Source organism: Sodalis sp. C49 (assembly GCF_046352915.1).
In the GTDB taxonomy this organism is placed as follows: Bacteria; Pseudomonadota; Gammaproteobacteria; order Enterobacterales; family Enterobacteriaceae; genus Acerihabitans.
Genome location: NZ_CP163303.1, coordinates 1,455,664 through 1,470,152 on the forward strand (window position 1 = coordinate 1,455,664; position 14,489 = coordinate 1,470,152).

At 61.0% G+C, this 14,489-nt stretch carries 11 protein-coding genes; 10 read left to right on the forward strand and 1 reads right to left on the reverse strand.

All coding sequences use genetic code 11. The annotated features are described in order from the left end of the window. Positions 1-117: 117 nt before the first annotated feature. The 9 genes from ABUK12_RS06515 to ABUK12_RS06555 are packed head-to-tail and all read left to right on the forward strand — an operon-like array spanning position 118 to position 10,724. Positions 118-1,293, forward strand: a complete 1,176-nt coding sequence (locus ABUK12_RS06515; protein ID WP_410015507.1) for an LLM class flavin-dependent oxidoreductase — start codon at positions 118-120, stop codon at positions 1,291-1,293. Positions 1,294-1,308: 15 nt separating this feature from the next. Beyond that, positions 1,309-2,295, forward strand: a complete 987-nt coding sequence (locus tag ABUK12_RS06520; protein ID WP_410015508.1) for an ABC transporter permease — start codon at positions 1,309-1,311, stop codon at positions 2,293-2,295. Beyond that, positions 2,292-3,140: an ABC transporter permease gene (locus ABUK12_RS06525; protein WP_410015509.1), complete on the forward strand. Its 849-nt coding sequence runs from the start codon at positions 2,292-2,294 to the stop codon at positions 3,138-3,140. Before ABUK12_RS06520 ends, ABUK12_RS06525 begins: the two co-directional genes overlap by 4 nt. Then, positions 3,140-3,952 (forward strand): ATP-binding cassette domain-containing protein, encoded by an 813-nt coding sequence (locus ABUK12_RS06530; protein ID WP_410015510.1) that lies wholly within the window; start codon positions 3,140-3,142, stop codon positions 3,950-3,952. The genes ABUK12_RS06525 and ABUK12_RS06530 overlap by 1 nt, the downstream gene beginning before the upstream one ends. Next, positions 3,949-4,956: an oligopeptide/dipeptide ABC transporter ATP-binding protein gene (locus ABUK12_RS06535; RefSeq protein ID WP_410015511.1), complete on the forward strand. Its 1,008-nt coding sequence runs from the start codon at positions 3,949-3,951 to the stop codon at positions 4,954-4,956. The genes ABUK12_RS06530 and ABUK12_RS06535 overlap by 4 nt, the downstream gene beginning before the upstream one ends. Then, positions 4,953-6,221, forward strand: coding sequence for an acyl-CoA dehydrogenase family protein (locus ABUK12_RS06540; protein ID WP_410015512.1), 1,269 nt, complete (start codon positions 4,953-4,955; stop codon positions 6,219-6,221). Before ABUK12_RS06535 ends, ABUK12_RS06540 begins: the two co-directional genes overlap by 4 nt. Positions 6,222-6,240: 19 nt before the next feature. Then, positions 6,241-7,890: an ABC transporter substrate-binding protein gene (locus tag ABUK12_RS06545; protein WP_410015513.1), complete on the forward strand. Its 1,650-nt coding sequence runs from the start codon at positions 6,241-6,243 to the stop codon at positions 7,888-7,890. 1 nt (position 7,891) lies between these two features. After that, positions 7,892-9,094, forward strand: coding sequence for an acyl-CoA dehydrogenase family protein (locus ABUK12_RS06550; protein ID WP_410015514.1), 1,203 nt, complete (start codon positions 7,892-7,894; stop codon positions 9,092-9,094). A gap of 46 nt (positions 9,095-9,140) precedes the next feature. Further along, positions 9,141-10,724 carry a rhodanese-like domain-containing protein gene (locus ABUK12_RS06555; RefSeq protein WP_410015515.1) on the forward strand — a complete coding sequence of 528 codons (1,584 nt, stop codon included), beginning with the start codon at positions 9,141-9,143 and terminating at the stop codon, positions 10,722-10,724. Between the two features lie 87 nt (positions 10,725-10,811). Here ABUK12_RS06555 and ABUK12_RS06560 read toward each other — a convergent pair whose 3' ends face one another. Further along, entirely contained in the window at positions 10,812-11,906 is a 1,095-nt protein-coding gene (locus ABUK12_RS06560; protein ID WP_410015516.1) for a hypothetical protein, read from the reverse strand. 325 nt (positions 11,907-12,231) lie between these two features. Here ABUK12_RS06560 and fhuE point away from each other — a divergent pair, with 325 nt between their 5' ends. Then, positions 12,232-14,448 carry a ferric-rhodotorulic acid/ferric-coprogen receptor FhuE gene (gene fhuE, locus ABUK12_RS06565; RefSeq protein WP_410015517.1) on the forward strand — a complete coding sequence of 739 codons (2,217 nt, stop codon included), beginning with the start codon at positions 12,232-12,234 and terminating at the stop codon, positions 14,446-14,448. The last annotated feature ends 41 nt before the right edge of the window (positions 14,449-14,489 follow it).

A 14,489-nucleotide genomic window follows, 5' to 3' on the forward strand; every position in this document is an offset into this window, starting at 1 on the left:
GCCCTTTAAGCGGTAAAAACGCATAAATATATCCGTTATTCGCATTTTCCGCTTTTCCCGGCCGCCTCTAGTATTGCTTCACCTTAAAAAAGGCCCATGTTGGCCGTGTGGAGCGGTATGAACAGACACTTATCCGGCGCAGAACGTGCAACCCGCGCCAGGACACCCGCGGAGATCCCGGGCAGTCCGCTTTATGAAGTGCTTAAACAGCCTTTCCTGCTGGGGTTATTTCTACCCATCCAAAGCGGCGGCTGGAGCCCGTCGACGCTGCCCCGCACCACCGACTGGCACTTTGAATACAACAAAGCCCTGACCCTGAAAGCCGAAGCGCTAGGGCTGGATCTGGTGTTCGGCCTGGCGGAGTGGAATCAAAAAGGCGGCTATGGCGGCGAGATCGGCTACCGGGCCAACAGCCTGGACCCGTTTATCACCACCGCGGCCCTGGGGGCGGTAACCAGCCGCATCCTGCTGATATCCACCCTGCATATCCTTTATGGGCCATGGCATCCCCTGCATCTGGCGCGCTTTGGCGCCACCCTTGACAGTATTACCGGCGGCCGCTGGGGACTGAATATGGTGACCGGCAACCAGGACAGCTATGCCAGAATGTTCGGCAGTCCGCAGATTGAACATGATACCCGCTACCGCATGGCGGAAGAATTTATCGGCTTCCTCAAAGCTTACTGGAGCAGCGAGGACAATATCACCCTTACCGGGGAATTCTGGTCCACCGAACAGGCGTATATTTCACCGCAGCCCAAATACGGACGGCCGCTGCTGGTTAACGCCACCGGCTCGGCGGCGGGCATAGAATATGCGGCGCGCCATTCCGATCTGGTGTTTATCACCAGCCCGGCGGGAGCGGAGATCGAAGCCTCCCTGGCCGCGCTGCCCGCCCATACCGCCAAAATCCGGGCCGCCGCCGCCGCCCGCAACCGCACCCTGCGCACGTTAATCAACCCTATGGTGATTTGCCGGCCGACGGAGCGGGAAGCCTGGGAGTACCACGACGCCATTGTCGCCGCACAGGACCACGTGGCGGTGGACAACTTTTTCGCCTCATTGAAAAAGCGCGACAGCCAGGCCTTCCTCGGCCACCAGCGCGATCAAAAAGCCGTCGGCGGCAATATCCAACTGGTGGGCGACCCCGCGCAAATCGCCCGTTATCTCCAGCGCCTGAAAGCCGCCGGGTGCGATGGCGCGCAGCTGACGTTTTATGATTTCGAACCTGACCTGGCGTATTTCGGCGAGGCGGTACTCCCCCTGCTTAAAGACGCGGGTTTACGGCGCTGAACCGGCTGGGTAACCATGATGACAGTATTATATTTCATAGCTCGGCGGATACTGCAGGCCGTTCCCATCGCCCTGATGGTGGTGGTGCTCAATTTTTTCCTGCTAAAAAGCGTACCGGGCGATCTGGCGGATGTTATCGCCGGCGAGGCCGGCGCGGCGACGCCCGAGTTTATGGCCCAGTTGCGCGCGCAGTTCGGCAGCGATCAGCCCCTGGCCGTGCAGTTCGTTTCATATTTAAAACACATCGCGCAGTTTGATTTAGGCTGGTCGTTCCGCTATAGCGCGTCGGTCAGCCAGTTGATCCTGGAACGGCTGCCCGCCACGCTGCTGCTAATGGGAGTATCGCTGGTGCTGGCGGTGATCCTGGGCATGATACTGGGGGTGATATCGGCGGTCACCAAACGCCCGTATGTTGAACGACTGATCGCGCTGTTGGAGACCCTAGGGTTTTCCATGCCGGTATTCTGGCTGGGCCTGATGATTGTCGTACTGTTCACCGTGCACCTGGGCTGGCTGCCGTCCAGCGGCATGAGCGAAATGGGGGCCGATCACCGCGGCTTCGCCCGCATTACCGATACCGTAAAACATTTGGCGATGCCTGCCGGCTGCCTGACCTTCAGCTATCTGGCGCTTTATATCCGGCTGATGCAGGAATCCGTACTTACCGTGGCGCTGCAGGATTTCATCCGCACAGCCAAGGCGAAAGGCTGTAGCCGCCGGCGCTTGATTTGGCGGCATATCGTGCCCAATGCCCTGCTGCCCATCGTCACGCTGACCGGCCTGCAATTCGGCGCCATGCTCAGCGGCTCGGTGACCATTGAAACCGTGTTTGCCTGGCCTGGCCTTGGTCAGCTGGCGCTGTCCGCCGTCACGACTCGGGATGTCAATTTGCTGCTGGGCATTTTGTTCGTCACCTCCCTGTTTGTGGTGATGGTGAATGTGCTCACCGAGGTGGTGCACGCCGCGCTGGACCCCCGCACCGGATTGGCGGGTAGCCGATGACTGAATTGTTGAGCGCCCTGCCCGGCGCATTACGCAAACGGCCCCGCGCCTGGCTGGGGGGATTGAGCCTGTTGCTGGTGGTCGCTATCGCGGTGTTCGCCCCGCTGCTGGCCGGGGACGATCCGCAGGCCATGGTGGCGCGCCCTTATCTGTTCCCCGGTCAGGATATCGCCCATGTTTTGGGCACCGATACCCTGGGGCGGGATATCTGGGCCGGCATCGCCTACGGCGCACGGCTATCGCTGCGGATCGGTTTAACCACCGGCTTGCTCACCGCGCTGGTCGGGTTGTTGATCGGCGCGGTCGCCGGCTATTTCGGCGGCTGGGTTGACAATCAGCTTATGCGGCTCACTGAACTGTTTCAAATTATGCCGTCGCTGATTTTTACTCTGGTGCTGGTGATTATCCTGGGCCCGACCGTCAATACCCTGACGCTGGGCATCGCCGCCACGTCCTGGCCGAACGTGGCGCGCCTGGCCCGGGGGGAAGCCCGTCGCCTGCGCAACAGCGACTTTATTCAAGCCGCCCACGTGATGGGGATGAGCGATTATCGCATCTTGATTGTCCATATCCTGCCCAACGCCCTGATGCCGGTGGTGGCCATGCTGGCGATGCTGGTGGGCCACGCAATCCTAACCGAAGCCGCGTTATCGTTCCTGGGACTTGGCGATCCGAACGTCGTGTCCTGGGGCAGCATGATCGGCCAGGGGCGGGATGTCCTGCGAAGCGCCTGGTATATGAGCGCCATCCCCGGCGTGGCGATTTTCTTTACCGTGGCATCGCTGAGCCTGCTGGGCGGCGCCATTAATGACTGGATTAATCCGCAGCGCGGGAGATTGCCATAATGACGTTAACCACACCCCTGCTGCAGGTGGAAGGCCTGCGGGTGACTTATCGCGCCCCTGGCAGCGAACCCGCCGCCCCCGCGGTCAAGGATCTGAGCTTTGAACTGGCCGCGGGCGAAACGCTGGCGCTGGTCGGCGAATCCGGCAGCGGCAAAACCACCACCGGCTATGCCCTGCTTGGCCTGTTGCCCGCGGCGGCGGCCGTCGAAGCCCGGCGCCTGGGTTTTGAAGGCACCGATCTGCTGCGGGCGGACGAACGCCGGTTGCAGCAGATCCGCGGCGGACGGATCGGCATGATTTTTCAGGATGCGCTTTCCGCCCTTAACCCGCTGATGAGCGTGGGCGATCAAATTTCCGAAGCGGTGCGGATACACCAGCGCGTCAACCGGCGCGCCGCCCGCCAGCAGGCGCTGGCGCTGCTGCAAAAAGTGCGTATTCCCCAGGCGGAAAGCCGGCTGGACGATTATCCGCACCGCCTGTCCGGCGGCATGCGCCAGCGCGTGGTGATCGCCATGGCGCTGGCCGGCAATCCCTCGTTGCTTATCGCCGACGAACCCACCACGGCGCTGGACGTCACCATCCAGGCGCAAATCGTCAGTTTGCTGCTGACGCTGCAACGGGAACTGGGGATGGCTATTTTGCTCATTACCCATGACCTGGGGGTGGTGGCGGAAATGGCCGACCGGGTGGCGGTGCTGCGCTACGGCGAATGCCTGGAGCTCCAGAGCGCGTCCGCGCTGTACCGCGCGCCACGTCACCCCTATACCCGGCAATTGCTGGCGGCCCGGCCGCCGGTGGGAGGCCGGCCATGAATCCTGTTTTGCTCGATGTCCGGGATCTCAATGTGCGCCATCATACCGCCAGCGGCACCCTGATCGCCGTCGATGCCGCCAGTTTTCATATCGGCTACGGCGAAACGCTGGCGCTGATCGGCGAATCCGGCTGCGGTAAAACGTCGCTGGGCAAAACCCTGGTGGGCCTGCAGAAGGCCGACAGCGGGAAAATCCTGTTCCACGAGGTTAATCTGGCCCCGCTGTCGCGGCGCAAATTACGTCCCTGGCGCCAGGCGATCCAGATGGTGTTCCAAGATCCGCTGTCGGCGCTCGATCCGCGCCAGCGCGCGTATAAAGCCGTCGATTTGCCCCTGCGGCTGCACACCAGGCTCGACCGCGCCGGCCGGCAGGCCCGCATTCGCGAATTATTCGATCAAGTGGGGCTGGAGACCGCATTATTACAGCGATTTCCCCATCAGTTATCCGGGGGCCAGCGCCAGCGGTTAAATATCGCCCGCGCGCTGGCCCCCGCGCCGGAGCTGATTGTCTGCGATGAGCCGGTTTCGGCACTGGATGTCAGCCTGCAGGCGCAAATCGTCGCGCTGCTCGGTTCTCTGCAACAGCGCACCGGCGTGTCGTTTTTATTTATCAGCCATGACCTGTCGGTGGTGGCGCATATCGCCGGGCGGATCGCGGTGATGTATCTTGGCCAGATCGTCGAGATCCTGCCCAAAGATCGCCTGTGGACCCGGGCGGCGCATCCGTACACCCGCCTGCTGCTCAATTCCATCCCCGGCGCCAGCCCGGATACGCGACGGCTGCAGGCCATCCCGCCGGAAGATCGGGAGCCGCCCAGCCCGTACGCCCTGCCGCCGGGCTGCCGTTTCCAGCAACGTTGCCCGCTGGTGCAGCCGGTTTGCCGTGCGCTCGCCCCGCAGCTGCTTCCCCTTGATAAGACGCAGTCGGTGGCCTGCCATTTGCACAATCCGGCGATTATCCCCCCGGAGCCCGCCCATATCATTATCAGGAGTAGCCTATCGTGAACCCCCTTCATCATGCCCCGGACAGCGTGCCGGGATCGCCTGCGACCCCCGCCGGCCAGGATGGTCCGCCCACCGTCGACGCCCTGCTGGCCGCAGCGGATCGCCTGGCCGCGCAACTGGCCGAAACATCAGCCGGACGCGACGCCAACCGCGAACTGCCGGTGGCGGTTTTCGCGCAAATCCGCCGGCTGCGCCTGGGGGCATTGCGCGTTCCCGTCGCCTACGGCGGCGCCGGCGGCACCTGGCATGACGTGGCGCGCCTGTTTCTCCGTCTGGCCGCCGGCGACGCCAATATCGCCCAGGCCTTTCTTTCCCATTTCGTGGCGGTGGAACGCATACGACTGATGGGCAGCGAAGCGCAGCGGCAGGCATATCTGCCGCGGGCCGCGGCGGGCTTACTGTTCGGCGCGGCGACAGCGGAACGCGGCGGGCAGTACCGCGGCGAATTGGCCACGCGCCTGACCCGGGACGGCGAGCAGTACCGGCTCAACGGCACCAAGCAGTATTGTACCGGCGCATGGTATGCCGACCTGCTGAAAATCCGCTGTATTGACGGGGACGGCGCCATGATCTCGGCGCTGGTGCCGGCGGATCGCCCGGGCATCGTGCGTTTGGACGACTGGGACGGCATGGGGCAGCGCTGCACCGCCAGCGGCACGACCGAGCTGCGGGATGTGGCGGTCTTCGCCGGGGAAATCCTACCGATGGAGGCCTGGAAAACCCAGCGCCATCACGGCGGGGCCAGCGCCCAGATCATTCATTGCGCCATCGACGCCGGCATCGCGCTGGCGGCGCTGGACGATGCGGTTGCCTGGGCGCGCCGGGGGGTCAGGCCGGTGAAAGAGAGCGGCGTGCAGCAGGCCGCCGACGACCCGTATATCCTGCATGCGCTGGGACGCATGTCGGCCCGCGCCCGCGCCGCCGAAGCGATAGTGCTCAGCGCCGCCGATCTGCTGGAAACCGCCGCCGCGCTCCGCTTCGGCGCCGCGGGCGAATCCTCTTTGGCCGCCTGCGAAGCGGCCGCCGGCCAAGCCTCGCTGGCGGTGGCCGAGGCCAAGATATGGTCGACCACCGTGTCGCTGGAAGTGGCGCAAATGCTGTTTGACATCGGCGGCGCCTCCACGACCTTGCGCACGCACAATTTCGATCGCCATTGGCGTAACGCCCGCACCCATACCACGCACGATCCCATTGCCTACAAATACCGCGCGCTGGGAGATTTCTACGTTAACGGCACCTTGCCGCCGCTGACTTTTTCTTATTAATCATCCGGGATGAAAACCTATGACAACCGATCCACGCAAGTTTAGCCGCCGTCAGGTTTTGGAGCTGATGGCGATTGGCGCAGGCACCATGGCGGCCTCGGGATTCCTGCCGTCGGCGCTGGCGGCCCAGGTGTCCGCCGCCGCCTCCGGGGAGGGCATCATCAAAGGGGGAACGCTGTTTGCCAACGTAAACCCCGAGCCCGCCGGCCTGGTGGCGGGCATTAATATTTCCAGCCCGGCGGTCGTGGTCTCGTCCAGCATTTTCGACGGGCTGGTAAGCTATGACAATAACTACCGGCCCCAGCCGCAGTTGGCCGAATCCTGGGAACAATCGGCCGATGGCAAAACCATCACCTTCAAGCTGCGCCAGGGCGTCAAATGGCACGACGGCCATCCCTTTACGTCCGCCGATGTGCACTATTCCATTCTGAACGTGGTGAAGAAAACCCATCCCCGCGGCGCCTCCAACTTCGCCAAAGTCACCGCCGTGGAAACGCCCGACGATTATACGGTAATTTTCCGGCTCAGCGGCCCCGCGCCGGTGCTCTGGTCGGTGCTGTTCGGCACAGAAACCCAGATTGTGCCCAAACATTTATATGAAGGCACCAATCCGCTGACCAACCCCTGGAACGCCAAGCCCATCGGTACCGGCGCCTTCAAATTCAAGGAATGGGTGCGCGGCAGTCATATCGTTTTGGAGCGCAACCCGGATTACTGGGATACCGGCAAACCCTATCTGGATCGCATTATCTTTAAAATGTTGCCGGACGCCGGCGCCAGGGGCGTAGCCTTGGAGAGCAATGAGATCCAATACGCGCCCAATAATCCAGTGGCCGAAAGCGACGTGGCGCGCCTGAGCCAAAACCCGGCGCTGCAATTGGATACCCGCGGCTGGGAAGTCCCCGCGCCGATTTTCTTTTTCGATTTTAATTTCAGGCGCAAAACCTTCCAGGATATCCGCGTCCGGCAGGCCTTCGCCCACGCCATCAACAGGCAGGGGCTGGCGGAGATTGTCTGGTATGGCCTGGCCAACGTCGCGGAAAGCTGCGTGCCGAGCTTCCAGAAACAATTCTTCAAGCCCGGCTTGCCGCAGTATGAATTCGATCCGAAAAAAGCCGAGCAATTGCTGGATGCGGCCGGGCTGAAACGCGGCGCCGACGGGGTGCGGCTGCGGATTAACCATATTACCGAAGTCTCTTACGGGCAGGTCTACCTGCGCGCCGCGGAATATATGCAGCAGCAGCTCAAACATATCGGCGTCGAAATGGAGTTGGTCAATCTGGAGCTGGCGGCCATGATCCGCCGGGTCTTCGGGGAATATGATTTCGATACGTTTTCCCAATGGTATTCCGCCTATCCAGACCCGCAAATCGGGGTCACCCGCCGTTTCTGGACCAAGAATATCAAACCCGGCACCCCGTCGAGCAACAGCTCCGGTTACTCCAATCCGGAAATGGATCGCATCATTGAAGGCATCCAGGAGGAAGGGGATGTGACCAAACGCAAACAGTATATCGATCAGATGCAGGAATTGGTGCAAACCGATGCCGCGTCGATCAATTTGCTGGAGCTGAAGTTCTTCGGGTTTTATTCCAAAAAACTCCAGGGCCTGCGCAAAGGGCCCATGCTGTTCTATTCAAGCCTGGCCGACGCCTGGCTGGAGAAATAACATGCCGACGACGTCCCTGACACCCCCATTATTAATGGCCCGGGCCCGCGAACTGGGCCACGAGCTGGCCTGCCAGGCGGCGGAGCATGACCGCCTGGCCAAGGCCAATATGCCCGCGTTCGAGCATATCCGCCGGCTGCGCCTTGGCGCGATGCGCGTTCCCCGCCGCTATGGCGGGGCCAACGGCGAGATCGGCGATGTGGTGGCGCTGATGATTGCGCTGGCCAAAGGCGACCCGTCGGTGGCGCAATCCCTGCTGCCGCATTTTGTGTTTGTCGAGCGCACGCTGTTGATGGCTACGCCGGCGCAAATCACTGCTTATCTTGACCAGGTGGCGCAGGGGAAACTGGTGGGCGGCGCATCGGCGGAATTGGGCGGCGCGTTCCGCGGCGAGGTGCGCACGCTGCTAAGCCGGCACGGTGATGCGTATCGCCTCAATGGCCTGAAACATTACAGCACCGGCGCGCTGATGGGCGACCTGCTGAAAGTGCTGGCGGTGGATGAACAGGGCGAGACGGTGCTGGCAGTGGTGCCGGCGGATCGCCCCGGCATTATCCGCCACGATGACTGGCAGGGCATGGGCCAGCGCGGCACCCTGAGCGGCCGCACCGAACTAAATGACGTGCTGGTGGATGAAGCGGAAGTCATGCGGGCGCAGCGTTGGCAAACCGAACGGCATCACACCGGCGCCGCTTCGCAAATCCTCCATTGCGCCATCGAAGTGGGCATCGCCATGGCGGCGCTGGATGATGCGGCCGCCTGGGCGCGCGGCGGCGTGCGGCCGGTGAAGGAAAGCGGCGTCAGCCGCGGCCGGGACGATCCTTATCTGCTGCATTATGTCGGGCAAATCGCCGCTCAAACCCACGGAGCGCACGCATTGGTGCTGGCGGCGGCGGCGCAAATCGAGCTGGCCGCCCGGGCGCGTTTCGCCGGCGCCGGCGCGCAAGAGATAGAGCGGCTGGCCGTGGAAGCCTCCATCGCCACCGCCGAGGCGAAAGTTATCGCCACCGAGGCCGCCCTGTTCGCCGGCCAGACCTTATTCGACGTGGGCGGCGCGTCCACCACGCTGCGTAAGCATGATTTCGACCGGCACTGGCGCAATGCCCGCACCCATACCACCCACGATCCCGTGGCCTATAAATACCGGGCGATCGGCGATTATCGGCTGAACCACCGGGCGCCCCCCATCGGTTATGGCTATTGATGCCGTTATGGTGGGATAACCCGTTTCCAGACAATTCAGAGACCCTATGATTACCACTATAACTGCCAGCACCCTTGAACAATGGCTGGACGACAGCGGCGAACTGGCGCTGTTTGATGTGCGCGAACATGGACAATTCGGCGAAGGGCATCTGTTTTTCGCCGCATCATTGCCTTACAGCCGGCTGGAACCCGAGGCGGCGAAGCTGGCGCCCAACCCGTCGGTAAGAGTGGTGGTGTACGATGCGGGCGAAGGCGTGGCGCAGCGGGCCGCCCGCCGTTTGCGGCAACTGGGCTACAGCGCGGTGCATGTGCTGGCCGGCGGCGCCCAGGCCTGGGCCGCGGCGGGCTACACATTGTTCCAGGGGGTTAACCTGCCGTCCAAAACCTTTGGCGAATGGGTGGAAACACGGCGCGCCACCCCCCACCTGAGCGCCGACGAATTGGCGCGCCGGCAGGCCGCCGGCGACCCGTTGATCGTGCTCGACGGCCGCCCGTTTGAAGAATACCGGCAAATGAGCATTCCGGGCAGCATTTGCTGTCCGAACGGCGAACTGGGCGTCAGGGTCGACGCCCTGGTGGCGGATCGGGCCACCACCATTGTGATTAATTGCGCCGGGCGCACCCGCAGCATCATCGGGGCGCAGACCCTGATCGATCTGGGGATCGCCAATCGGGTGTTGGCGCTGGAAAACGGCACCCAAGGCTGGATGCTGGCGGACCGGCCGCTGGAACATGGGCAGCAGCGGCGTTATCCCGACGCGCTGCACGCGGATAACGCCCGGGTCAGGGCCGCGGAACGCCTGGCGGCCCGGGCCGGCGCGGCGTGGATCGGCGCGCGCGACATCCGGCAATGGCGGCAAAAAAACCATACCGTCTTTTTGCTGGATGTGCGCACCGCCGAGGAATTTGCCAGCGGAAGTTTGCCCGGCGCCCGCCATGCGCCGGGCGGACAGTTGCAACAGGCCACCGATCAATACCTGGGGGTCCGAAACGCCAAAGTGGTGTTATTCGATAATGACGGCGTCCGGGCGCCGGTCACCGCGAGCTGGCTGCGCCAATTGGGGCATCAGGCCTTTGTGCTGAAAGGCGGGCTGGCGCAAGGGCTGGCCGACGGGGTGTCCCTGCCCCGGCCGCAACCCGCCGGGGTCCCCGCCTGGCCAACGGTGAGCGCGCGCGAACTCGCCGGCGAGCTGGACCGGGGGCAGCCGGTGGAAATACTGGATCTGCGCGCCAGCCAGCACTACCGCGATGGCCATATCCCCGGCAGCCGCTGGTCGATCCGCCCGCTGCTGGATCGCTTGCCCGCCGCCGGGCCGGCAAAAATCGTCCTGCTGGCGGAGGATGCGGCCCTGGCCGCCTGGGCCGCCGCCGATATCCCCGCGCCATTGCAGGCCCGGGTGTATTTGCTGGCCGGGGGATTTGCGGCCTGGCGGGACGGCGGCCTGCCGGTGGCCGTCACCCCCGACGCGCCCGCTGACGCCGAACGCATTGATTATCTGTTTTTCACCCATGACCGCCACGCGGGCAATAAAGACGCCGCCAGGCAATACCTGGCCTGGGAGCAGGGCTTATGGGATAGATTACACGCCCGGGAACGGGCGGTATTTAAACCCCTGCCCGGGGAATAATGCCCGGCCGGGTTAGATTTATTCACCGCGCCACTGTAGAGGTCGATGCGCAACACCAAGGAGGCCCTCAGGCCTCCTCTGGCGGATTTAATTCAGCGCAATACGCGCGACACTATCCGGCCCTTGGGTAGAATTATCTTTGTTAAACGCCTGTTTTAAAGAAACATACAGTGTTTCACCGTCTGCTGATACCAACAGGCTGTTCGGATGGGTGTCGAACGACCAGCTCTTTTTCAGCGCATAACTGGTGGCATCCAGTTGCAACACTTTCTTCGACCCACGCTGACTGATGTAGATCTCATTGCGTTTGGCGTTGAATTTAATCCCCAACGCATCACCTTCAATACGTTTGATCACTTTGCCGGTGCGCTCATCAAGCACCAGCGTGGTTTTGGCTTTCGAGTCATCGGTGACGAACAGGCGACCGGTGGCCGGGTCTTCCGCCATATTGAGAAACAGATACTCTTGGCCATCATCCGGCCTCCAGCGCTGCTCAATTTTGTGGCTGCGCGGATTGATAACCACAATCTCACCCGCGCCATTGGCGGCATAAATGCGATCGGTGAGCGGCGAATAGATAATGCCGGTCACCCATTTCCCCGCGTTTTTGATGGTGGTTTTTACTTTGAAAGCGTGGGTGTCGATCACGGTAATGAAACCCGGATCAGCCACACGACCGACATACAACTCGTCGCCGTGCAGGAATATCTCACGTGCGCCGACCGCATCGCCGTCTTTATCTTTACCGCCACCCAGCATCAAGCGTTGCAGCACTTTGCCGCTCTGCGCATCCACTTTGGACAGGCTACCATCCAGTGAATTGGTGGTATAGAACAGGCTACCTTCGTCATCGATGGCCATGCCGAAGTTTTTCAGATCGGTATGGGTCTCGCCTTTGGTCGCCAGGGTAGCCGGGTCGAGGCGATACAGTATGCCGCCGTTCACGTCCTTAAAACTCTGCGCACTGGCAACATACAATGCGTTGGCGGCTGCGGAATACGCCAGTTCATACAGCCCATCACCCAATACACGCTGTTTAACTGCCTGATCAACCGGTTTTGCCGCAGCAGCAGCCACCGGACTTTCCGCTTTTTTGGCCGGCATCTGGCAAGCAGTCAGACTTAAAGAGGCAACGACCGCAGCAGCAACCGCGGCTTTGCCCGGACTGAAAAACGATTTCATTCTGTACTCCATCAATGGATCAACGGTTTCCGGCGGGCTATCGCCGCACGGACAGGTCAAAGAATGAATGAGAATAATACACATTCGCGAAAACTAAGCAAATCCATTCGAGCGATGACGCGCAACGCCGCGTCCATTTACATTTAGAAATGAAACTTATTAATAATTATTAAAGCAAATGATTATCATTGGTATTCTCAACTGGTGCGTGTTTTTACTTTCCGGGCTTCGCAATGGCAATCCTCTCCCGCTATTTCGGGGTCACCACCTAAAACAACAAAAGCATTATGACAGCGGGTCACGCTTATTTCTGACGGGTAAGGTTATGTCTTTGAATCGCAAGGAAACTCGCGCCGAATCACGCGCGTCCGACATCCGTAAAACATTCACGATGTCGTTGCTGGCAATGGTGGTACATGCCCTGCTCAACCCAATGCCGGCGCAGGCAACCGAAACAGACAACACGACAACCACCGGCGATGACCAGCAGAAGCTGGTGGTGTACGCAAGCCCCGACAACAAGGTTGCAGAAGAGAAACAGGACTACCAGGTACCCACCACGCGCGCTGGGACCAAACTGCTGCTGACGCCACGCGATGTGCCGCAGTCCGTCAGCGTGATAACTCAGCAGCGTATGCAGGATCAGCAGTTGCAAACCGTTACCGATGTGCTGAATAACACCACAGGTATCACCAGCAACCTGGTTGACAGCGAACGCTCCGAGTATTTTTCCCGCGGCTTCAAAATCACCAACTTCACCTTTGACGGCATTCCCACTTCGGTTGGCGATGCGTGGAACTACGGCGACGCCGCTTCAGATACGGCGATTTATGACCGTATTGAAGTGGTACGCGGCGCCACCGGCCTGATAACCGGCGCAGGCAGCCCATCGGCGTCCGTTAACATGGTACGTAAGCATGCGGACAGTAAAGAGCCCACCGGCACGGTAAGCGCCAGCTATGGCAGTTGGAACAAACAACGCTATGTTGCCGATGTTGCCGGCCCGCTGAATGATGATGGATCGGTGCGAGGTCGTGTGGTGACAGGCTACCAGGATCAGGACAGCTGGCTGGACCGATATCAGAAAAACAAAAAATTTCTCTATGGCGTGGTGGATGCGGATATCACTGATCACACCACCCTATCGCTTGGCTACGACTATGAGGACGCCGACACCGCAAACCCCACCTGGGGCGGCCTGCCGATGTTTTACAGCAATGGTTCACTGACGCACTACAACCGCAGCCTGAACTCCTCCGCCGACTGGACGTCTTATCACACCAACGCGCGCAAAGCGTATGCCGACCTGGTACATAACTTTGATAACGGCTGGAACGTCCACGTTAATGGCACCCACGCCCAGAACACCTTTAACGATACTCTGCTCTATGTCATGGATTATCCGGACCAGAGCACCGGCGAAGGTGTGACCGGTTACGGCAGCATGGACCGAGGCAAGCGTGAACTGACCTCCGTGGATGGCTACGCCAGCGGTCCGTTCAAGGCGTTTGGTCGCCGGCATCAGTTGATGGCCGGAATCAGCTACAGCCGCCAGCATAACGCCACCTACAGCCAGGACGGCATTACCGATCCCGACAATTACAACATCGCCGCCAGCGATATGGGCGCGTTTAACAATGGCTGGAATGGCAATATCGCCGAGCCGGAATGGCAGGGCTGGTATCTGAACGCGGATGATGTGATCCGCCAGAAATCAGCGTATACCGCCGCGCGCTTCTCTCTGGCGGACCCGCTGGCGCTGATTGTGGGTGCGCGTTATACCCAATGGAGCACCAATGGCAGCAGCGGCGATATGGAAAAAAACAACATCACGCCGTACGCGGGCCTGGTGTATGACATTAACGATACCTGGTCGGCCTACGCCAGCTATACCTCGATCTTCCAGCCGCAAACCTATCGCGACAGCGCCGGCCGCTATCTGTCGCCGGTTACCGGTAAAAGCTATGAAACCGGCCTGAAATCCGCCTGGTTGGATGGGCGCCTGACCGCCTCGGTCGCGGTGTTCCGTATCGAGCAGAACAGCGTCGGTACTGAACAGAATGGTGTTTATGTCAATAACAGCAGTGAGCAGGCCTACAAGGCAACCAAGGGAGCACGGAGCAAAGGGGCGGAATTTGAGCTGAACGGCGCGCTCACCGATAATCTGCAGTTGACGTTTGGCGCGACGCGTTATGTCGCGCGCGATAAAGAGGGCCGTTATAATCCGGACCAGCCGCAAACCGATTTCAAATTGTTTACGCGTTATCAAATGCCCAGGTTGCCGGACCTGGCCATTGGCGGCGGCATCAACTGGCAGAACCGCGTGTTTGAAGATGTGACCGGGCCGGATGGCAGCACCCGGCGCGTTTATCAGAGCAGCTACCCGTTGGCGAACCTGTTTGCACGCTACCAGGTCACCAAACAGGTAGCTATACAGGCAAACGTTAATAATCTGTTTGACCGTACCTACTACACCTATATGAACAACTACGTTTACGGCGAGCCGCGTAATTTCTCGGTCAGCGCGTCTTATCAATTCTGATGCAGAACCACCGGGCCCTGGCTTAACAGGGCCCGGTAGCT